At 65.9% G+C, this 20,291-nt stretch carries 21 protein-coding genes; 11 read left to right on the top strand and 10 right to left on the bottom strand.

What is annotated here, in order from left to right; translation table 11 throughout:
* Positions 1-84 precede the first annotated feature (84 nt).
* The gene (locus tag ACI3K3_RS08120; protein WP_404913099.1) at positions 85-1,449 is read right to left on the bottom strand and encodes an FAD/NAD(P)-binding protein; all 1,365 of its coding nucleotides are present in this window, start codon (positions 1,447-1,449) and stop codon (positions 85-87) included.
* A gap of 171 nt (positions 1,450-1,620) precedes the next feature.
* On the opposite strand from ACI3K3_RS08120, the gene ACI3K3_RS08125 reads away from it, so the two are divergent.
* A complete protein-coding gene (locus ACI3K3_RS08125) occupies positions 1,621-2,211 on the top strand; it encodes a uracil-DNA glycosylase family protein (RefSeq protein WP_404913100.1) in 591 nt (196 codons plus the stop codon).
* Between the two features lie 179 nt (positions 2,212-2,390).
* On the opposite strand, the gene ACI3K3_RS08130 is transcribed toward ACI3K3_RS08125, so the two are convergent.
* Both ACI3K3_RS08130 and ACI3K3_RS08135 read right to left on the bottom strand, forming a co-directional pair.
* Positions 2,391-3,245, bottom strand: a complete 855-nt coding sequence (locus tag ACI3K3_RS08130) for a MipA/OmpV family protein (RefSeq protein WP_404913101.1) — start codon at positions 3,243-3,245, stop codon at positions 2,391-2,393.
* Between the two features lie 117 nt (positions 3,246-3,362).
* A complete protein-coding gene (locus ACI3K3_RS08135) occupies positions 3,363-3,905 on the bottom strand; it encodes a GNAT family N-acetyltransferase (protein ID WP_404913102.1) in 543 nt (180 codons plus the stop codon).
* Between the two features lie 74 nt (positions 3,906-3,979).
* Between ACI3K3_RS08135 and crtY the strand changes: the two genes are divergently transcribed.
* From crtY to ACI3K3_RS08165, 6 genes are all read left to right on the top strand, one after another.
* Positions 3,980-5,179, top strand: coding sequence for a lycopene beta-cyclase CrtY (crtY, locus tag ACI3K3_RS08140; RefSeq protein ID WP_404913103.1), 1,200 nt, complete (start codon positions 3,980-3,982; stop codon positions 5,177-5,179).
* Positions 5,176-6,654: a phytoene desaturase gene (locus tag ACI3K3_RS08145; protein ID WP_313436593.1), complete on the top strand. Its 1,479-nt coding sequence runs from the start codon at positions 5,176-5,178 to the stop codon at positions 6,652-6,654. The genes crtY and ACI3K3_RS08145 overlap by 4 nt, the downstream gene beginning before the upstream one ends.
* Positions 6,651-7,106: a hypothetical protein gene (locus ACI3K3_RS08150; RefSeq protein ID WP_404913104.1), complete on the top strand. Its 456-nt coding sequence runs from the start codon at positions 6,651-6,653 to the stop codon at positions 7,104-7,106. Before ACI3K3_RS08145 ends, ACI3K3_RS08150 begins: the two co-directional genes overlap by 4 nt.
* On the top strand, positions 7,106-7,702 hold the full coding sequence (locus ACI3K3_RS08155) for a TIGR00730 family Rossman fold protein (RefSeq protein ID WP_404913105.1): 597 nt from the start codon (positions 7,106-7,108) through the stop codon (positions 7,700-7,702). The genes ACI3K3_RS08150 and ACI3K3_RS08155 overlap by 1 nt, the downstream gene beginning before the upstream one ends.
* A 51-nt stretch (positions 7,703-7,753) precedes the next feature.
* Positions 7,754-8,734 carry a phytoene/squalene synthase family protein gene (locus ACI3K3_RS08160; RefSeq protein ID WP_404913147.1) on the top strand — a complete coding sequence of 327 codons (981 nt, stop codon included), beginning with the start codon at positions 7,754-7,756 and terminating at the stop codon, positions 8,732-8,734.
* Between the two features lie 399 nt (positions 8,735-9,133).
* Positions 9,134-9,283 (top strand): lmo0937 family membrane protein, encoded by a 150-nt coding sequence (locus tag ACI3K3_RS08165; protein ID WP_021232111.1) that lies wholly within the window; start codon positions 9,134-9,136, stop codon positions 9,281-9,283.
* Positions 9,284-9,317: 34 nt separating this feature from the next.
* Here ACI3K3_RS08165 and ACI3K3_RS08170 read toward each other — a convergent pair whose 3' ends face one another.
* Positions 9,318-10,616 (bottom strand): multidrug effflux MFS transporter, encoded by a 1,299-nt coding sequence (locus ACI3K3_RS08170; protein WP_404913106.1) that lies wholly within the window; start codon positions 10,614-10,616, stop codon positions 9,318-9,320.
* Between the two features lie 50 nt (positions 10,617-10,666).
* Between ACI3K3_RS08170 and dinB the strand changes: the two genes are divergently transcribed.
* Positions 10,667-11,803, top strand: coding sequence for a DNA polymerase IV (dinB, locus tag ACI3K3_RS08175; protein WP_404913107.1), 1,137 nt, complete (start codon positions 10,667-10,669; stop codon positions 11,801-11,803).
* A 163-nt stretch (positions 11,804-11,966) separates the two neighbouring features.
* On the opposite strand, the gene ACI3K3_RS08180 is transcribed toward dinB, so the two are convergent.
* The 6 genes from ACI3K3_RS08180 to ACI3K3_RS08205 all read right to left on the bottom strand — a co-directional run bounded on the left by ACI3K3_RS08180 (position 11,967) and on the right by ACI3K3_RS08205 (position 15,642).
* Positions 11,967-12,488, bottom strand: a complete 522-nt coding sequence (locus tag ACI3K3_RS08180) for a GNAT family N-acetyltransferase (protein ID WP_404913108.1) — start codon at positions 12,486-12,488, stop codon at positions 11,967-11,969.
* Positions 12,481-12,984 carry an NUDIX domain-containing protein gene (locus ACI3K3_RS08185; RefSeq protein WP_404913109.1) on the bottom strand — a complete coding sequence of 168 codons (504 nt, stop codon included), beginning with the start codon at positions 12,982-12,984 and terminating at the stop codon, positions 12,481-12,483. The genes ACI3K3_RS08180 and ACI3K3_RS08185 overlap by 8 nt, the downstream gene beginning before the upstream one ends.
* A complete protein-coding gene (locus ACI3K3_RS08190) occupies positions 12,972-13,592 on the bottom strand; it encodes a 6-phosphogluconolactonase (RefSeq protein ID WP_404913110.1) in 621 nt (206 codons plus the stop codon). The genes ACI3K3_RS08185 and ACI3K3_RS08190 overlap by 13 nt, the downstream gene beginning before the upstream one ends.
* Positions 13,593-13,753: 161 nt before the next feature.
* Positions 13,754-14,212 (bottom strand): Dps family protein, encoded by a 459-nt coding sequence (locus ACI3K3_RS08195; RefSeq protein ID WP_404913111.1) that lies wholly within the window; start codon positions 14,210-14,212, stop codon positions 13,754-13,756.
* Positions 14,213-14,311: 99 nt separating this feature from the next.
* A complete protein-coding gene (locus ACI3K3_RS08200) occupies positions 14,312-14,869 on the bottom strand; it encodes a hypothetical protein (protein ID WP_404913112.1) in 558 nt (185 codons plus the stop codon).
* A 20-nt stretch (positions 14,870-14,889) separates the two neighbouring features.
* Positions 14,890-15,642 (bottom strand): HAD-IIB family hydrolase, encoded by a 753-nt coding sequence (locus tag ACI3K3_RS08205; RefSeq protein WP_404913113.1) that lies wholly within the window; start codon positions 15,640-15,642, stop codon positions 14,890-14,892.
* 275 nt (positions 15,643-15,917) lie between these two features.
* On the opposite strand from ACI3K3_RS08205, the gene otsB reads away from it, so the two are divergent.
* Genes otsB through otsA form a run of 3 tightly spaced genes read left to right on the top strand, consistent with a single transcriptional unit; the run spans position 15,918 to position 20,038 of the window.
* Positions 15,918-16,748, top strand: coding sequence for a trehalose-phosphatase (gene otsB, locus ACI3K3_RS08210; RefSeq protein WP_404913114.1), 831 nt, complete (start codon positions 15,918-15,920; stop codon positions 16,746-16,748).
* Entirely contained in the window at positions 16,745-18,559 is a 1,815-nt protein-coding gene (locus tag ACI3K3_RS08215; RefSeq protein ID WP_404913115.1) for a glycoside hydrolase family 15 protein, read from the top strand. The genes otsB and ACI3K3_RS08215 overlap by 4 nt, the downstream gene beginning before the upstream one ends.
* A 60-nt stretch (positions 18,560-18,619) precedes the next feature.
* Positions 18,620-20,038, top strand: a complete 1,419-nt coding sequence (gene otsA, locus ACI3K3_RS08220) for an alpha,alpha-trehalose-phosphate synthase (UDP-forming) (protein ID WP_404913116.1) — start codon at positions 18,620-18,622, stop codon at positions 20,036-20,038.
* The last annotated feature ends 253 nt before the right edge of the window (positions 20,039-20,291 follow it).

Genomic DNA, 20,291 nt, shown 5'->3' on the forward strand with positions numbered 1-20,291 from the left:
CGCAGGGAGCGCACGACGGATAGCCTAGGCGCGAGGTCGACATTCCGAGGGTCCGGGGGATCATCTTCCGGGTCTTCCCTTCCTCTAAAGCCCCTCACCCCCAACCCAGTGCGCATCCGCCAGATAGCGCGCGAGGTTCCACACCTGCCGCCGGATATCCGGCACCGCCACGATCTCCCAGGCCTCGCCCTTGGTGACCGGCCCTACTGCAAACAGAGTATCCTGCGGCGCCCCTTCCGCATCGCGCACCCGGCCGAGATGATCGACATCGAGCCCCAACCGATGCGCGTCCGAACGCACTTTGCCTTGTGCCAGCAAGTCCTTCACCAGCGGCGCACCGCTGCGCATCAGGTCGCCTTCGGGGCCGGTGCAATTGATGGTGCGGGAGACGTCCAGTCGCACGAGGTTGTCCTGCCCGCGCGGGCGATAGACCACCGAAACGCCGCTCTCGGTCTGCTCCGCGCCGACGAGCTTGCCGGCGACGAATTCCAGCCGCCCTTCCGCCTCGATCTCAGCGATGCGCCTTGCCACATCCGGCGCCAGGCGATGGCGGTGCACGTCCCAGTAGGGGCGCGCATGGCGAAGGAAGCGGCGCTGCCCGGCCTCGTCGTGGCGGCGCCAGAGGTTCTGGGTGTGCGGCCGCAATTCGTCCACGGCGGCGCGCCAGCCGATCTCGGCCGCGCGATCGCGCACCCGGCGCACGAGGTGCGAGCCGCGCTCTTCTGGCGCGGGGACGTAGCTCACCGAGGGGCCGCTCTCCGCATGGGCCAGGGGCTTGAGCCCGCGCCGCGAGAGCGCGGTGATCTTGCCCTTGAACCCGGCCTTGTCGAGCGAGAGCACCATGTCGGCCGCCGTAAGGCCGGTGCCGATCAGCAGGACGTGATCGATCTCGTCGATCTTCTCCAGCGTGCCGGGCTGCCAGGGGTCGGTGAAGCGGCGATCCTCGGGAATGGCGGCCAGCACCGGATGCGGTGAAGGCGGGAAGTTGCCCAGCGCCAGGACCAGCGCGCGGGCCTCGATCTCGTCTCCGTCGGCCATTTCCACGACGACGCGGCCGTCCTCGAAGCGCGTGGAGCAGGCCTCGGCATTGACGATGAGGGCATTCTGCCCGGCTTCGGCCAGCGCCCGGATCAGGAGTTCGCGCAAGTAGAGGCCATAGGACAGGCGCGGGACAAAGCGGTTGGCCTGCTCGTCGCCGCTATGGCCGATCCAGCGCAGGAAATTGGCCTGATCATCCGGGAAAGCGCTCATGTTGGCGGCGCGCACGTTGAGCAGATGCTCGGGCCATCGCGTGCCGAACGCCAGGCCCTTGGCGAGCTGGGCGTCCTTGCGCTCGATCAGGACCACGCGCACGCCATTGCGCAGGAGGTTGATCGCCAGCAGGGTTCCGCTGAACCCCGCGCCCACGATCGCAACGGGAAGCGCGCCGTTTCCATTCTGAGTATTCAACTGGCTGCTCCATCCGGTATTCGAAAGCACCATCTAGCGACGGCTTCCACGCTTTATCAACCATCGCGGTTGAGAATATGACACTTCGGACACGGGCCTTCGACAAACCGGCTTGCGCGCCCGGCGTACGGTGCTTGCAGTGCGTCGGGCGGCTCGCCATCTGGAGGGGGCATGAACGCTCCCTCCCTTCCGGAACTTCTTACCGCCATTCGCGACTGTCGCGCCTGCGCCGACCTGCCGCAAGGCCCGCGCCCGGTCGTCCAGGCAGGCAAGGAGGCACGCCTGCTGATCATCAGCCAGGCGCCTGGCAGCAAGGTTCATGCAAGCGGCCTTCCCTTCGACGACGACAGCGGGGACAGGCTGCGCGCGTGGATGGGGATCGACAAGACCCAGTTCTACGATCCCGCTGGAATCGCGCTCATGCCGGCGGGCTTCTGCTATCCCGGCAAGGGCAAGGGAGGCGATCTCCCGCCGCGCCGCGAATGTGCGCCGCTCTGGCACGACCGGCTGCTCTCCGCCCTCCCGAACATCCGGCTGACCCTGCTGGTCGGGCAATATGCGCAGAAGCTCTACCTTCCGCGCGGTTTCGCGCCGAACCTCACCGAAGCGGTGCGACAGTGGCGGGAGGCGCCCGGCGGACTGCTTCCGCTGCCGCATCCGGCCTGGCGCAGTCGCCTGTGGATGGCGCGAAATCCCTGGTTCGAAGCCGAAGTGCTGCCGGACTTGCGCGAACGGGTCCGGCAGGCGCTTTCGGAGGTCTAGAGACCGTTTGAAAATTCGCGATACGCGAATTTTGCGGCACCGGCCCCAATTGGTTTCTGGCGCCCCCACCCTACCACCCGCAGGATACTACCGTTGGGGGGTAGGGTGGGGGCGCCTGAGAAAACGGAGGGGCCGGTGCCGCTTTAAAAATGCCCCTGCGGGCATTTTTTCAAACAGAATTAGAAGGTGTAGGCGATGCCCGCGCCGAGCGTCCACTGATCGGCACTACCGCGCAGAGAGGTAAAAGGCGTGTCCTTGCCACTGTTCAGCATGGCCGAGTAATTGACGACACCGAACAGCGCGAAGCCGCCGTCGCGCAAGTCTCCGGAAAGGTCGTAGCCGACCAGCGCACCGGCGCCCACGCTGTCCCAGCCGCTCTTCGCCCCATAGACCGGCAGGCCGGAAGCGGCGGATTGCTCGGGTGTCACCGAGTAATAGTAGCGGGAATAATCGCCATCGGTATGGCGCGCGCGGGCGTTGACGGCGACGATCATCGCCTTGCTCACCGGGGTCATGTAGGTCACCTGCGGCTGCCACACCATGCCGCCATGGGCGCCGGCGACATCCCATTTCACATCTGCCGAGACGGTGAAGGAGTCGTAGGGGTTCAGCACCCGGTTGACGGTCACGCCCGCCGTCGCGCCCAGTTCGATGGCGGCGTCCAGCTTGCCGGCGGCGCGCACGACCGCGTCCTTGATGCGGCGGTTGCGGTTGAACGAGACGCCTACGACCGGTCCGGCCGAGAAGTCGATCTTGGCGTCGCGGCTCGAAGGGATCAGGTTGAAGGCCACGCCGCGCGCGCGGGGATTGACCTCGATGCCCTTGTAGCGGCCCTGAACCAGCGGAACGGGCGAGATCGCCTCGTCATCGGAACCGTCGTAGCTGGGGCCGTAGATCGCGCCGACGCCGATGGTCAGGTGATCCCGCTCATAGACATTGTCCGAAGGGGAGGCCTCCTGCGCCGAAGCGACCGAGGCCGAAAAACTGGAGATAGAGACGCCGGCGACCAGCGCGGCGATCAGGGAAATACGCATTGGGGATCCTCATGAGGTTTCCCCGCGCAACGCATCCCACCCCTAAGGGTTGCACCCTAGGTGTCACCGAAGTGGATTGAAAAAATTAGAAAATCTTGGGAACCGTCTGCGCCCGCCTCATGCCGCGCGGTCCGGCAGGCTCTGGTCGCCCTCTCCCAGTTGCCGTTGCATGATGAAGACGTCCAGCCACTTGCCGTGCTTCCAGCCCGCCCGGTCCAGCGTTCCCACCGGCCGGAAACCGGCGCGCGCGTGAAGCACTACGGAAGCAGGCTCGCTCTCCGCGATGACGGCGAAAGCCTGCCGGAACCCACGCTCCTCGCATTGTTCGAGGAGCGTGCCGAGCAACCGCCCGCCGATGCCCCGCCCGATGCAGTCCTGCGCGACGTAGATCGTCGTCTCCACGCTGTAGCGATAGCCGATGCGCGGCCCATAGCGATGGGCGAAGCCGAACCCGATCACCCGGCCGCTCTGCTCCTCGCGCACGACGAGGAAAGGATAGCCGCTGTCGACGATTTCCTTGATACGGCGCGCACTTTCGGCAAGGTCAGGGGGGTCCGTCTCGAAAGTTGCGGTACTTTCGAGCACATAGTGCGCATAGATCTCGGCAATGGCTGCGGCATCAGCGATAGAAGCGTCGCAGACAGTCAATTCGTCGGTCATTGTCATCACAATGCCGTAAAGCCCCTGCCCTGCCAAGTTGCGGCAGGCATAACCTGTCCTTAAACGGTATTTTCATGGCCCAATTTTCCTCCGATCTGGCAATTCTGGGTGGCGGCCTCGCCGGATCGCTGATCGCGCTTGCCATGGCGCGCCATCGGCCCGAGCTTCGCGTGCTGCTGGTCGAACAGGGCGAGCGGCTGGGGGGCGACCATGTCTGGTCGTTCTTCGAGACGGACGTGGCGCCTGAGCACCGCGATCTGGTGGAACCGCTGATCGCCCGGCGCTGGAGCGGCTACACGGTCCATTTCCCCGGCCATTCGCGCCTGCTTTCGACGCCCTATGCAAGCGTCACCAGCGCCCGGCTCGACGCCCTGGTGCGGGCCACGCTCGGCGCGGAGTCCCTGCTGACCGGCGCCCGCGTCGCCGAAGCTTCGCCGGACGCCGTGCTGCTCGCCGATGGACGGCGCATCGCGGCCGGAGCGGTGATCGACGCGCGCGGGGCCCATGGCCTGCCCCACCTGACCGGCGGATGGCAGAAGTTCCTGGGCTGTATGCTGCACCTGTCCAAGCCGCACGGCCTGGAGCGTCCGGTGGTGATGGATGCCCGCGTGCCCCAGCATGACGGCTATCGCTTCGTCTACTGCCTGCCCTTTTCCGAGCGCGAGGTCTTCGTCGAGGACACCTATTATTCCAGCGATCACGCACTCGACCGGCCGCTGCTGCGCCAAAGGATCGGGGATTATGTCGATTCCATGGGTTGGCATGTCGATTCCGTCACTTATGAGGAAGCCGGCGTGCTGCCGGTGATCGCCGGCGGCGATTTCGACAGGTTCTGGAACGCTTCGGCCGACCCCGGCGTTGCGCGTGCCGGAACCCGCGCCGCCCTCGTCAATCCGATGACGTCCTATTCCTTTCCCGACGCAGTAAGATTCGCCATGCACCTGACCGCTCTCGACAACCTCTCCGGCGTCAGCCTAGGAAGGACCAGTCATGCATGGGCCGCAAATCATTGGCGCGGGGGGCGCTTCTACCGGATGTTGACGCGCATGCTGTTCGGGGCCGCACGCCCGGAGGAACGCCGGGCGGTGCTTGAGCGCTTCTACACCCTGCCCGAAGGGCTGATCGAACGCTTCTACGCCGGCCGCCCGCGTATTGCCGACATGGCAAGGGTTCTTGCCGGAAAGCCGCCGGTGCCGGTGGGCGCTGCCATGGCCAGCCTGGCCGGAGGCGGCTATCCGCTCAGCAATCTCGGCCTGGCAGGAGCGCCGCGATGAGGAAGGCCTGCGTCATCGGCGCCGGCTTTGGCGGCCTTGCCCTCGCCATCCGCCTGCAGAGCGCCGGTGTCGAAACCACACTGGTCGAGGCGCGCGACAAAGTGGGCGGCCGGGCCTACGCCTGGGAGCGGGACGGCTTCACCTTCGATGCCGGACCCACCGTGATCACCGATCCGGACGCCCTGCGCGAACTCTGGACCCTTTCCTCGCAGGACATCGCCGACGACGTGGACCTGATGCCGGTCCTGCCGTTCTACCGCCTCAACTGGACCGACGGCGTCACGTTCGACTATTCGAACGACGAACTGGCTCTGCGGCGGGAAATCGATCGCGTCGCGCCCAAGGACATGGCGGGCTACGAGGAATTCGTGCGCTATGCCGCTGGGGTCTACCAGGAAGGCTACGTCAAGCTGGGGCATGAAGCCTTCCTCGATTTCTCCAGCATGGTGAAGGCCGCTCCGGCGCTGGCCCGCTACCAGGCCTGGCGCTCGGTCTATTCGATGGTCAGCCACTACGTGAAGGACGAGCACCTGCGCCAGGCGCTGTCGTTCCACACGCTGCTGGTGGGCGGCAACCCGATGACCACCAGCGCGATCTACGCCCTGATCCACAAGCTGGAGAAGGACGGCGGCGTCTGGTGGGCGCGCGGCGGCACCAACAAGCTGGCGCAGGGCATGGCCCGCCTGTTCCAGCGGCTCGGCGGCGAACTGCGCCTGGGCGAAAAGGTCGTGCAGATCCACACGCTGGGCGACCAGGTCACCGAAGTCGAGACGGACAGCGGCTGGAAGCAGCGCTTCGATGCCATCGCCAGCAACGGCGACATCATGCACACCTACCGCGACCTGCTCTCCGGCAACCAGCGCGGCCAGGACATGGCGCACAAGCTCAAGAAGAAGCGCTTCTCGCCCAGCCTCTTCGTCGTCCATTTCGGTCTGGAAGGCACCTGGCCGGGCATTCCCCACCACACGATCCTGTTCGGCCCGCGCTATCAGGGCCTGCTGGACGACATCTTCGAGCACGGCGTGCTGCCGCGCGATTTCTCGATCTATCTTCATCACCCCACCGTCACCGACCCCTCGATGGCGCCGGCTGGCAAGAGCACGTTCTACGCGCTCGTCCCGGTTGCCAACATGGGCAAGCTGCCGATCGACTGGGACGAAGCCGGCCCGATCCTGGAGCAGCGCGTGCTGGCCGAGGTCGGCCGCCGCCTGATCCCCGATATCGACGACCGCATCGTCACCAAGTTCCACTATGCCCCGCCCGATTTCGAAAGCGATCTGGGCGCCTACAACGGCAATGGCTTCAGCCTGGAACCCCTGCTCACGCAGAGCGCCTACTTCCGTGGCCACAACCGCGACGACAAGCTGAAGAACTTCTACCTGGTGGGCGCGGGCTGCCATCCGGGCGCGGGCATCCCCGGCGTCGTCGGTTCGGCGAAGGCGACGGCGAAGCTCATGCTGGAAGGGCTGAAATGACTGTGGTCGCCGAAACGGCGCGGGCACTGCAAGCGCTTCGGCAGGCATGGGGCTGGACCCTCGTGGATTTTGCCGAGATCGTCGGCCAGAGCCTGATGGGCCACCTGCTGGTGGTCGACCGCGCGGGCGCGTTTCATTATCTCGATCCGGACATCCTGAGCCTGGACCGCCTGGGAGACGAAGCCGCGGCACAGGCCCATATGGCGCTAGCCGAAACGCAGGCCATCTGGCGCGCCGATGCCCTTGTCGATGCCGCCACAGAGCGCCTGGGCTTTACCGCGATGGGCGAAGTCTATAGCCGCACGGTTTCCGCACTGCTGTCCGGCGATTTCGGGCATGAGCATCTGGTCAGGATCAGCCTTGTCGAGCTGATCTACCTGACGGGCGATCTCGCCCGGCAAACCAAGGATCTGCCGGACGGCGCGCGTGTTCAACTGAAGGTTAGCGACTGATGAAACGTATCGCCGTCTATTGCGGCTCCGCCACCCCCGCCGATCCCCGCTACGTCCAGCTTGCCCGCGACGTGGGTGCCGCCCTTGCCGCGCGCGGCCTGGGCGTCGTCTATGGCGGCGGCCGCCTCGGCCTGATGGGCGCGGTGGCATCCGGCGCGCTGGAACAGGGCGGCGAAGTGATCGGCGTGATTCCCGAAGCACTCACCGGCGCCAATGGCAAGGGCGGCGAAGTGGCCAACCACGATTGCACCGAGCTTTACGTCGTCAAGACCATGCACGAGCGCAAGGCCGAATTCACGCGCCTCTCGGATGGCTTCCTGGTCCTGCCCGGCGGGGTCGGCACCATGGACGAGCTGTGGGAAGCGGTAAGCTGGGCCCAGCTCGGCTATCACGACAAGCCGGTGGGCGTGCTCAATTCCTTCGGCTTCTACGACGGACTGCTCGCCTTCAACCGCCACATGGCCGAAGTCGGCTTCGTCCGTCCCGCTCATCAGGGCATCATCCTGGCCGAAACCGAACTGGACCTCCTGCTCGAACGCATGGAAGCGCACGAGCCGATCGTCCCGATCGTCCGCATGGACGCCAGCACGCTGTGAGGATCGCGGGTGGCGGCTGAAACTCTCCTCGAAGCCGCCACGAACGGCGTGATCAGGAGCGGCAAGGCTCTGGACCGGGCGCGGCTCGTGAAGGAGGCGCACCGCTCCATCCGCAAGGGATCGAAGAGCTTCTCGGCCGCCAGCCGCCTGTTCGATCGCGAGACGCGCGAGCGGGTCTGGCTGCTTTACGCCTGGTGCCGCGCCTGCGACGATATCGCCGACGAGCAGGACCACGGCCATGCCATCGGTCCGGTTCGGCTCGGCACGCGCCTCTCGCCAGAAGACCGGCTGGCGACGATCCGCACGCTCACCGAACTGGCCATGGCTGGCGAAACCACCGGCACACCCGCTTTCGACGCGCTGGGCCAGCTCATGCGCGAAGTGCCGCTGACACCGGCGATGGTGGAGGATGTCCTCGCCGGCTTCGCGCTCGACGCGGCCGACTGGCGCCCGCGTTCGGAAGCGGACATGCTGCGCTACTGCTTCCATGTCGCCGGCGCCGTCGGGGTGATGATGGCGGCGGTGATGGGCGTGGCGCCCGACGACGACGACACGCTGGACCGCGCCTGCGACCTCGGCATCGCCTTCCAGATCGCCAATATCGTGCGCGACGTCTGGGAGGACGATGCCCATGGCCGCTGCTACCTGCCGGTGGAGTGGCTGGTGGAGGCGGACATTCCGCCGGGCGAGGTCACCAAACCGCACTATCGCGGTGCGCTGGTGCCGATGGTCGCCCGCGCCTGTGCCCTGGCCCGCGACTACGAGGCTTCGGCACGAGTGGGAGCGACGCGGCTGGCCTTTCGCCAGCGTTGGGCCGTGCTTTCGGCCGCCAACATCTACGGCGGTATCGCCCGCGAAGTCGAGCGGCTGGGCGCCCATGCCTGGGACCACCGCGTGAGCACCAGCCGTGGCGAGAAGCTGAGCCATGTCTGGACGGCGCTGGAGGAAGCCCGCACGGCGAGCGAACCTAAGGACGAAGCCCCCCGTCCGGTGCTGTCGAGGCGCGAATTGAGAGCGCTCGCGCAGGCCTGAGCCGAACGGGCGCGACCTCCCAGAGCAGTCACCCTACACGCCGTCATCCCTGACCATTCGAGAGCGCCGCCTCCCGGCCTGAGGCGATGCTGGCGCGGCTCCCAGAGCCATCGCATCACACGCCGTCATCCTGAACTTGTTTCAGGATCCATTCCTGACCATCGACGGCGGCTCCATTGGCAAGATGGATTCTGAAACAAGTTCAGGATGACGTGTGCGCTTCGCGGCGAGAACTGCGACAGGTCCAAAATCTCGCGGCGGACCGACAATGCCCCATCCTTGCCCGAGGCACCCCCGAAACCCGAAATCCGCCGGAAGGATATGAAAACCACGGCGAAAGGTTGGGAGCCTCCTTAGCGACCGCGCGTTTACACTTCGTAACAATAAGGGAGAACAACCATGCTCTTCACCATCGCCGCCGTGCTTCTGGTCCTCTGGCTGCTCGGCTTCGTCGTGTTCCACGTGTCCAGCGCGCTCATCCACGTTCTGCTGGTGATCGCCATCGTCGTGGGCCTGGTCCAGCTGTTCCGCGGCGGCCGAGCCGTCTAGCGGATATGGGGGGCTTTCATGCCCCCCTTACGCCTCAGGGCCGCTTGCCTGCCGCGTAGTAGCCCGGCGGATAGTTCAGGCGCCGGAACAGCTTGCCGCGTTCCGAATAGAGCACGAAGATCAGCCCGGTCAGCCCGGCCACCACCATCGCCGCAAGGATGGGACGCGGCGTGCCGTCATAGGCTTGGCCGATCATCGCCCCCAGCACCGAACCCATCACCATCCGCACGAACGACATGATCGATGCCGCGGCGCCCGCCGTTCGGGCGAAGGGCTGGATCGCGATCGACTGGAAGTTCGAGCCGATGAAGCTCATCATGCACATCGAGAACGTCATGAGCGGGATGAACACCCACAGCGTCTCGCCCCGCAGCGAGATCAGGAAGTGGATCACCGCACTGCCGATATAGCCGAACAGCGCCACCTGCGAGACGCGCCGGGCGCCGAAACGCTGGACGATGCGCGAATTGACGAAGTTCGTCGAAGCCATGACCAGCGCCATGCCGCCGAACACTGCCGGGAAGAAGAAGCCCGCGCCGAAATGCTCGGCCACCAGCTGCTGAGCGCTGTTGATATAGCCGAACATCGCGGCTTGCACGAAGGCTACGCCAAACAGGTAGCCCACGGATTCGCGCGTGCGCAGGGTAAGCGCCATGTTGGTGGCGATCACCTTGGGCCGGATTTCCTGCCGATAGTCGGGGTGCAACGTCTCCGGCAGGCGCAAGGCCGTCCACACGCAGACGCAGGCACCCAGTACCGCGATGAGGCCGAAGATCCAGCGCCAGCCGGCCACGAGCATGACTCCCTGACCGACCATCGGCGCGATCATCGGCACGACCATGAACGTCATCGACACCAGCGACTGCATGCTGGCCATGCGATCGCCCTCGAAGCGGTCGCGGATCACCGTCATCGGCATGACCATCAGCGCCGAGGTACAGAGCCCGGAAACCGCGCGTGCCGCCAGCATCATCGGGAAGCTGGTGACCAGCGCGCAGGCCAGCGCGCTTAGGACATAGCAGATGGTTGCGAAAAGCAGCACCGGCCGCCGTCCGTAACGGTCCGCGATGGCGCCGGGAAACAGCGATCCCAGCCCCGTGCAGATCAGGAACACGCCGACGATCAGCTGGCGCTGATTGGGATCGCCAACCGAAAGATCGCGGCTGATCTCGCCCAGGGCGGGCAACATGATATCGATCGAGAGCGCCTGGAGAGCCTGCAACGCGGCCATGAGGACGACGAACTCGACCCCCCGCATCGGAAAGGGCGCGGGATTCGCTTTGTCGGAGGTCATGTCCGGCGCATGCAGCACTTGCGCCGCACTGGCCAGCATTTTCGCGCTCCGGATGGCGCATTTGCCGGGATCGGCCCTATATCGCCACGATGGCATCGCACGACACCGAATCGGCTAATGGAGAGGAGGCGGGCGGAGAGGAGGCGGACGGTCTGCGCAAGGTGATCCATGTCGACATGGATGCCTTCTTCGCCAGTGTGGAACAGCGCGACGAGCCTTCGCTGCGCGGCAAGCCGGTGGCCGTGGGTGGCTCCTCGCTGCGCGGCGTGGTGGCCGCCGCCAGCTATGAAGCGCGCAAGTTCGGCGTCCGTTCGGCCATGCCCTCCGCCCGTGCGGCGCGGCTCTGCCCCGACCTCATCTTTTGCAAGCCCCGCTTCGAGGTCTACCGCGCGGTCAGCCAGCAGATCCGCGCGATCTTCCACGAATATACCCCCCATGTGGAGCCACTCTCGCTGGACGAGGCCTACCTGGATGTGACGGCGGACCTCCGGGGCATCGGTTCAGCCACGCGTATCGCCGAGGAAATCCGCCGGCGCATCAAGGAAGAGACCGGCCTTACCGCCAGCGCCGGGGTCTCGTACAACAAGTTCCTCGCCAAGCTCGCCAGCGACCAGAACAAGCCCGATGGCCTCTGCGTGATCCGCCCCGGCCAGGGCGCCCGGTTCGTGGCCGGGCTGCCGGTGCGGCGCTTCCACGGCGTGGGTCCGCGCGGCGCCGAGAAGATGGCCCGGCTGGGCATCGAAACGGGGGCGGACCTCCGGGCCAAGGACATAGTTTTCCTGCGCGCCCAGTTCGGCAGCTTCGCAGAGTACCTCTTCCAGGCGGCGCGCGGCGTGGACCTCAGGCAAGTGCGCGCCAACCGGCCGCGCAAGTCGGTGGGCGGAGAGCGGACGTTCTTCGAGAACATCCACGGCACCGAGGCCCTGCGCGAGACGCTCGGCAATATCATCGACATCGTCTGGGACCGCATAGAGCGCGCCGAGGCCCGTGGCCGCACGGTCACCCTGAAGCTGCGCTATGCCGATTTCACCACCCTCACCCGCGCGCGCTCGGTACATCACTTCGTGGCCGACAAGGCCGAGTTCGCCGCGCTGGGCCAGGTCCTGCTGGAAGAACTGCTGCCCCTTCCCCAACCGATCCGGCTGATGGGCCTGACGCTTTCGGCGCTGGAGCGGGGAGAACAGGACAGCCGGCCATCGAAAGACGGGCAGTTGCCGCTACTTTGAATGCACGTCGTCCCGGACTCGATCCGGGACCGCTGGCAGGGAACAGCCCATCTTGCGGCAGGGCGCTATCACGCAAGCTATCGCCTCAAGATTTGCCAGCGGTCCCGGATCAAGTCCGGGACGACGAAGACCATTTCGGCGGAGGCCGTTTTCGACGGAGGATTCACTCTATCGGAGCGTCGCGCACCAACACGATCCGCATGCCTTCAAGCCTGTCGATCTCCCGATATCCCAGCTTCGCCGCCAGCCGCAGCGAAGGCATGTTCGCCTCCGCGACGATGCAGGCCGTGCGCTGCCGTCCCAGCGCGTCGAACCAGTCCAGGGCCGCGCGGCCCGCCTCGAAGCCATAGCCCTGACCGTGAAACCCCGAGGCCAGGGTCCAGGTCATCTCGATCTCGGCTTCCGCGTTCGGTCCAAGGTCGCGCAGGAACCTTGCATGGCCGAGCTTGCCCACATAACGGCCGGAAGCCTTCTCCAGCACCGTGAACTGTCCGAAACCTTCCAGCGTCCAATGCCCCACGTCACGCTGGAAACGCATCCAGGCATCGGCGCGTGGCAGCGGGTTGCCGCCGATATGCTGCGTGACGCGCGGATCGCGGAACATCTGCCGCATCGCCTCGAAGTCGACACCGGCGGGCGGGCGCAGTCGCAGTCGCTGCGTCTCCAGGGTCGGCCCGTCAGGCATGATAATCCGCCACCCATCGCCGGATTTCGGCGGGAAGGCGCGCCGCCATCTGCCCGGGCAAGGCGTCGAGGGCGAAGAACCGTGCCTCCACGATCTCGCGGCCGTCCACGCGCGGGCTATCGTCGGTTCGCCCCGCCACGACATGGACATGATTGCTGGCGCCGACCAGATCCTCGGTGGCCACCGTCAGCAGACGCGCCTCGGCCAGCCGGCAGCCGGTTTCCTCCAGCAGTTCGCGTTCGGCGGCAGCTACGGGCTCTTCCGCGCGGTTGAGGCCGCCGCCGGGGGGCATCCACTTGTTTGAACCGTAGGAATGCCGGACCAGCAGCACGCGGCCCTCGGCATCGAGCGCCAGCACCCGCACGCCATGGAGGCTGGGCTGCCAGATCCGCCAGACCTGCTTGCGGCACCAATGCGCCAGCCGATAGAGCCTGCGGTGCAGAGGCGCCGGAAGGCGGCGGAGCGCCGGCCCCAGAAGTGCGCTCAGCAGAAGCACGTCACCTTGTGCCGGGCGGCGCGCAGCAGGCGGGCGACCGGCAGGTCGTGCTCGCCCTTCACCGCCGCCTCGAACACCGCGCGCTTGTCCGCGCCGCGAATCACGAAGACGATCTCGTCGCTGTCGGTCAGGGCCGGAATGGTGAGGCTCAGGCGATCGAAGGGTGCCTCCTGCGGTAGCGGATCGGGCGTGAGGCGACGGATCGCGTAAGGATCGTCCGCTTGCGGATCGGTGTTGGGAAACAGCGAGGCGATGTGCCCGTCACCACCCATGCCGAGCCAGGCGATGGCAAAGTGCGGCGGCTGCGCGTCTTCGCTCAGCGCCACGATCCGCGCGCCGACGGGTTCCAGCCGGGCGCGGATCTTGCCGACATTGCTGGCCGGATGGTCCTCGTCGACGATGCGGTCATCGCCCGGCCAGACCGCGATGCGGTGCCAGGGCAGATCCATGGCCGCCAGACGGTCGAAGATCGGAAACGGCGTGGAACCGCCGGGCACGGTCACCGCGATGTCCTCGGGACTGATCGCCAGCGCCGCCTTGAGGCGCTCCGCGAACCATGCGGCAATGGCGCTGTCGTCGGCGCCTTCGATGATTTCGAGCTTGGGCATGGGCGATGCTTAGGCCGATTTCGCCGGTTACGCGAGAGTGAAAGGAAAGGCGCCGCCCCCGCAAGGGAGCGACGCCATTCTTCACCGGAGCGGCCCCGCAAGGGACAGCGTGTCCGCGCCGGCACTATGGGGGCTCACAGGGAAGAGCCCCGATGCAGTGATCAGGCGATGATCTCGCGCAGGAACCAGGCGCGCTGTTCGGCCTGGTCGGTCCAGTCGTCGATGATGCCGTCGGTAGCGTTGTCGCCCGCTTCGCCGGCCAATTCCTTGGTCGACTTGAGCGCGGCCACGTAAGACGAATTGTCCTGGAACAGTTCCTTGACCATCGCCATGGCATCGAGACGGGTATCGTCCTCGTCCTTGATCGAGGTCTTGGCGGCGATCGAGCCGATCGATGTAAGGGTGGTGCCGCCCAGCTTGCGGACGCGCTCGGCGATCAGGTCGGTCAGGCCGAAGATCTCGGTCGCCTGGGTGTCGAACAGCAGGTGCAGGTCGTGGAACTGCGGCCCGCGAACGTGCCAGTGAAAGTTCTTGGTCTTGATGTAGAGCGCGAAGGTATCCGCGAGCAGCCCGTTCAGGCTGTCGATCAGAGCGGCCTTGGAGTTGTCCTTGGAAGTCATGCCGATGGTCCCCTTGTTGCTGGATGGCGTCTTCTATTCGTTGAACTATGTAGATTTATGAAGGCGGATTTGAACCCCCGGTTCGCCATCATTTTTCGATCAGAGTATCGAGAATTCCCGCAGGAACAAAATGAGGGATGCCAGCAGCAGCACGATGCCCATGGTGCGGCGAACCCGCCGCGCCGCCGCGCCATCGAGAATCTGCGGCCCGGCCCAGGCCGCAGCTACCAGGATCGCGCCGCCCACGGCGCCTGCGGCACCCGCCGCCAGCGGCGCCGCCATGCCTACGCCCAGGGCAAAGACCACGAAGCGGGCCGCATCCGTGACCTGGCCCGCCAGCAGCACCAGCAGCAGCGCGCCCAGCGAGTTCGTCGGCTCGGCCGGGCGGCGCTTCGGCACGAACAGGATCGATTCGAGTCCCGCCAGCCCCAGCGCGATCCCTGCGAAGATGGCGCGCGCCGGCGGAGGCAACTGAGCGAGCATGATCCCGGCCAGCCAGGCCGCGAAAGCCGCGGTCAGGCCGGCACAGAGCAGCCCCACCAGCAGTACCCCCGGCCGCTGCCCCTGCCGTGTGGTCAGGCCGGCGATCGTCGCCTGGTCCCGCCCGCCGAAACCGGCGAGCAGGACTGCGATCAGGGTCAGATAGAACGCGGGCATCCGTCCCCGCGACCGATGGTTCAGCCCGCCTTCTGGCAGGCGACAATGGCGGCGATGACGTTGGCGGTGTCGGCGGGGTCGCGCACGCAGATGGTGTCGAGGCCCATGGCCTTGGCCGGATAGTCGTTGCCGCCGGGGAAGATGGCGTCGCCGATGAACAGCATGTCCGCCTCGGCCACGCCGCTATGCTCGGCCAGGCGCTTGAGGCCCCAGGCCTTGTCCACGCCGGGCTGGGTGACATCCACCGAAGTGGCCCCGCCCAGATTGACCGAAACGCCGGGCAGGCGCTTCACCAGATCGGCCTGGATGATCTTGCGCTTGGCGAAGTCCGGATCCCACACTTCCTTGGCTTCCAGCGGGGCCTGCTGCCCCAGTGCCGAGAAGGTGATCTGGCTGCCGCGATCCTCGATCCGTTCGCCCCAGGTTTCCTCGGGCGTAAAGCCGGTGGCGGCCAGCGAGGCGTCGAAAGCATCCAGAATCTCGCGCTTCTGCTCGTCGGTGAACAGCTCGGCGTAGACCGGGGTCCAGCCTGCTTCCTTGTGGACATAGAGCTTGGCGCCGCTGGTGGGCATCAGCCAGAGCCGCGAACGATCTGCATGGGCGGGCAGCCGACTGGCCACCTGCTTGTCGAACTGCGGCCAGTCGCCGCCGGAAATCACCGCGACTTGCGCCACTTCCAGCAGCGCGGCCATCAGCTGCGCCATCTCGTCGGTCAGCGGCTGCTTGCTCAGCGCCAGGGTTCCATCGAGGTCGAACGCTACGATCTGCTTCATTTCCTGCCTTCCGCATCTGCGAGTGTCAGCGGCCCTGCCACCAAAGCCCGGACAAGGAAATCGCATTCCTGCACCAATACGATGACAAAATCCGCGAAACGTGCGGAAAATTCCCTGAACCGCAGAGAGTTACCTCCAAAATGGCGCTCGCTGCAGCTCTTTGTCCGGAACCGTTGCGAGAACCATTCGTTGCACTGCATCATTCGGCCGATCCGGCGCAAGTTTCGCCGCAAGAGGGGTGGCCATCCTCCTTCGAAGGTGCAAGACTGAACGCAATGACCGATCCACGCGAAGCCCACTCGCTGGCGGAACATGGCGCAATTCCGCGCGATCTGCCGCTTCCTCCCCTTCTGGCGCCCCCCCTGCTGGCGCCTGCCGCCGACGCGCTGTTTCTCGATTTCGACGGTACGCTTGTGGAGATCGCGGACCACCCAGACGGCGTCTTCGTTCCCCCTGAACTGCCGGGGATGCTCGCGCGCCTCTCGCAGCGGCTGGGTGGCCGCTTTGCGATCGTCACCGGCCGCTCGCTCGATGCGCTCGAAGGGTTGCTCGGAACTTTGGAGGTGGCCGTCGCGGGCTCGCACGGCGGCGAATTCCGGCCGGCGGGCAGCCGCGAGGTGCAAGCCCTCGCCCAGCCTCTGCCCTCCGAAGTGGCCGCAGGCCTTTGCGCCTTTGCCGAGGAACATGGCCTGCTGGTTGAACCGAAGCCGTTCAGCATCGCGGTCCATTACCGCGGTCATCCCGAGGCACTTCCCGCCCTGCTCGCCCGCGCAAGCGAGACGGGCGAGGCATTCGGGCTGAAGATGAAGCACGGCAAGCAGGTGATCGAGCTTTCGATGCCCGGTTCCGACAAGGGCAGCGCGGTCGAACGCTTCATGCAGACGCCCACCTTCGCCGGAGCGCGCCCGCTGTTCGTGGGCGATGACGTTACCGATGAAGACGCCTTCGCCGCCGTGAACACACTGGACGGCGCAGGTATACTCGTCGGCCCCATGCGACAGACCCACGCGCGTTGGCGGCTGGACGGCGTGGCGGATGTTCACGCCTGGCTAGCCGCAGCCCTCGATACAGATTCCCATCCGCAGAAGGAGAACAGCCCGGCATGAGCGCGCTCGAACTCTGGCCCATCGGCAACTGCCAGGTCTCCGGCCTGATCGACACCAATGGCGCCCTCGTCTGGGGCTGCGTGCCCCGGGTGGACGGCGACCCCACGTTCTGCGCCCTGCTGCGCGGCCCGGAAGGGCAGGACGCCGGCACCTGGCGCTTCGAACTGGAGAATCAGGTCTCGGTCAGCCAGCGCTATTCGCGCAATACGCCGATCCTGATCACCCGCCTGGAAGACGACCGGGGCGGCGTGGTGGAAGTGATCGACTTCTGCCCGCGCTTCGAGCGCTCGGGCCGTACCTATCGCCCGGTCGCATATGCCCGCATCGTCCGCCCCGTCAGCGGCTCGCCCCGCATCCGCACGGTGTTGACGCCGATGAGCGGCTACGGCGCGCAACTGGCGACGGTCACGCGCGGCTCGAACCACATCCGCTACCTGGTGGAACGCAATACCCTGCGGCTCACCACCAATGCGCCGGTCGGCTATGTGCTGGACGAGCGCTACTACCGGCTGGAGGGTGCCCAGCACTTCTTCCTCGGCCCGGACGAGCCCTTCGCGGGCGACATCGAGCACGAGATGGAATCGATGCTGCGCCACACCGGCGACTACTGGCGCCTGTGGGTGCGTGGCCTTGCCACCCCGCTGGACTGGCAGGACGCGGTGATTCGAGCCGCGATCACGCTCAAGCTCTGCCAGCACGAGGAAACCGGCGCGATCGTGGCCGCGCTCACCACCTCGATCCCGGAGGCACCGGGCAGCCAGCGCAACTGGGACTATCGCTACTGCTGGATCCGAGATGCCTATTACACCGTGCAGGCGCTCAACCACCTCGGCGCGCTGGACGTGCTGGAAAAGTACCTCGCCTACCTTCGCAACATCGTCGACGATGCCGAAGGCGGGGCGATCCAGCCGCTCTATGCGGTCAGCGGCGGGCGCGAGATCATCGAGTGGGAAGCCCCTGACCTTGCCGGCTATCGCGGCATGGGGCCGGTGCGGATCGGCAACGCCGCCTATTACCAGGTGCAGAACGACTGCTACGGCCAGATCGTCCTGCCCGCGATCCAGGCCTTCTCCGACCAGCGCCTGCTGCGCATCGCCACCAAGGAGGATTTCGCCAGCCTGGAGCAGGTCGGCGAGATGGCCTGGAAAACGCATGACCAGCCCGATGCCGGGTTATGGGAGCTGCGCACGCGCACGGCGGTGCACACCTATTCCAGCGTGATGAGCTGGGCCGCCTGCGACCGTCTGGCCAATGCCGCCGAATTCCTGGGGCTCGACGATCGCGCCGCGATCTGGCGCGAGCGGGCCGCTACCGTTCGGAAGCATATCGACGAGCACGCCTGGCACGAAGTGGACGGGCCGGACTTCGACGATGGCGGCGCGGGCGGACACTACGCCGCCACTTTCGGCGGATCGCAACTTGACGCCAGCCTGCTGCAGATGGTCGAGCTTCGCTACCTAGAGGCGGACGATCCGCGCTCTCGCGCCACGCTCCAGGCCGTTCAGAATGCGCTGCGTCGGGGCGAGCACATGCTGCGCTACGACAGCGAGGACGATTTCGGCCTTCCCGAGACGGCGTTCAACATCTGCACGTTCTGGCTGATCGAGGCACTTCACCGCAGCGGCGAGGACGAGGAAGCCCGCCGCCTGTTCGAAGCCATGCTCGATCATCGCACCCGCTCCGGGCTCCTGTCCGAAGACATGGATTTCGAGACCGGCGAGCTGTGGGGGAACTTTCCGCAGACCTATTCGCTAGTAGGTATCATCAATTGTGCCGGGCAACTGTCCCGGTCTTGGCGGGACTGGCGCTGAAGCCGGTCCCGCTATGCGTGTCGGCCCCAGGCTTTGCGGGCGCGCCGCAGGGGATTTGAAATGGGTAGATTGATCGTCGTCTCGAACCGGGTCTCCGTTCCCAAGGCGGCAGGCGCAGCCGGGGCGCAGGGAGGGCTGGCAGTGGCGCTCAACTCGGCGCTGCGCGAGCATGGCGGCATTTGGTTCGGCTGGTCGGGGCAGGAGACGGAGGAATTCACCGGCCACCTCGACATGCAGCGGAACGACGGCATCACCACGGCCACGATCGACCTCGAACCCCAGGATATCGAGGAATACTACAATGGATATGCCAATCGCACTCTCTGGCCGCTGTTCCACTATCGCATCGACCTGACCGAATACGATCGCAATTTCGGCGAAGGCTATGAACGGGTGAACGCCCGCTTCGCCACTTCGGTGCTACCCCTGATCGAGGACGAAGACCTGGTCTGGGTCCACGATTACCACCTCCTCCCGCTCGGCTCCCAGTTGCGCGAAAAGGGCGTGAAGAACCGCATGGGCCTGTTCCTCCACACGCCCTGGCCACCGACGCGCCTGCTGGTTTCGCTGCCCTTCCACGAACGGCTGGTGGCCTCCATGCTGGAATACGACGTCATCGGTTTCCAGAACACCGAATGGCTGGAGAGCTTCCTGCATTATGTTCAGAAGGAAATGGGCCTGAAGGTCAATCTCGACAATTCTGTCGAGTACAAGGGCCGCAAGATCATCGCCCGCGCCTTCCCGATCGGCATCGACTTCCAGGAATTCACCGAATCCGCCCAAGGCCCCGAGGCCAAGGAGGCGCACGACCGCCTCAAGTCCAGTGTGCGCGGCCGCAAGATCCTGATCGGTGTCGACCGGCTCGACTATTCCAAGGGACTGGGCGAGCGGTTCGAGGCGTTCGGGCGCTTCCTGGCCGACAATCCTCAGGATGCCGGCAAGGCGGTACTGCTTCAGATCGCGCCGCCCTCACGCGGGGACGTAGCCAGCTATCAGCAGATTCGCGAGGATCTGGAGCGCAAGACCGGGCATATCAATGGGGCCCATGCCGACGTGGCCTTCGTGCCCATCCGCTACGTCAACCAGGGCTACCCGCGCGAACAACTGGCCGGGTTCTACCGGGCGGCGGACATCGGGCTCGTCACGCCGCTGCGCGACGGGATGAACCTGGTGGCGAAGGAATATATCGCCGCGCAGGATCCGGAAAATCCCGGCGTGCTGATCCTGTCGCAATTCGCCGGGGCCGCGCATCAGCTCAAGGACGCGCTCCAGGTCAATCCGCACTCGATCGAACATGTTGCGGAAACCATCCGCAAGGCGCTGGACATGCCGCTGGCCGAAAGGCGCAAGCGCCATGCCCGGCTGCTGGCCTCGGTGCGGGAGAACGACGTGCAGCGCTGGCGTCAGGATTTCGTCGCGGCGCTGGTCGGCAAGGCTTCGCAGAAGGCTACGAAGACCACGCAGGGCGAGGCGGCCTGACACTTTTTGCTGCGGATTTGTTGCAGCACGGCATCGCAGCATCGCCTGCGATTTCGTGCTGCCCATTGCCCCTCGGGCTAGAGCGGTTGATCCGGTTGCACCGGATCAACCGCTCTAAGTTTCTGGTTTGCCGCATTTTCCGAGTCATCAGGTGATTCCACCTGATTAGAAAATGCTTTAACCCGTAAGAACCAGCATTCACCATGAAAATCGCCGTCATTCGCAAAACGTCACTCGCCTGCCACCAATCTGA

The organism is Novosphingobium sp. ZW T3_23, assembly GCF_044987305.1.
Taxonomy (GTDB): domain Bacteria; phylum Pseudomonadota; class Alphaproteobacteria; order Sphingomonadales; family Sphingomonadaceae; genus Novosphingobium.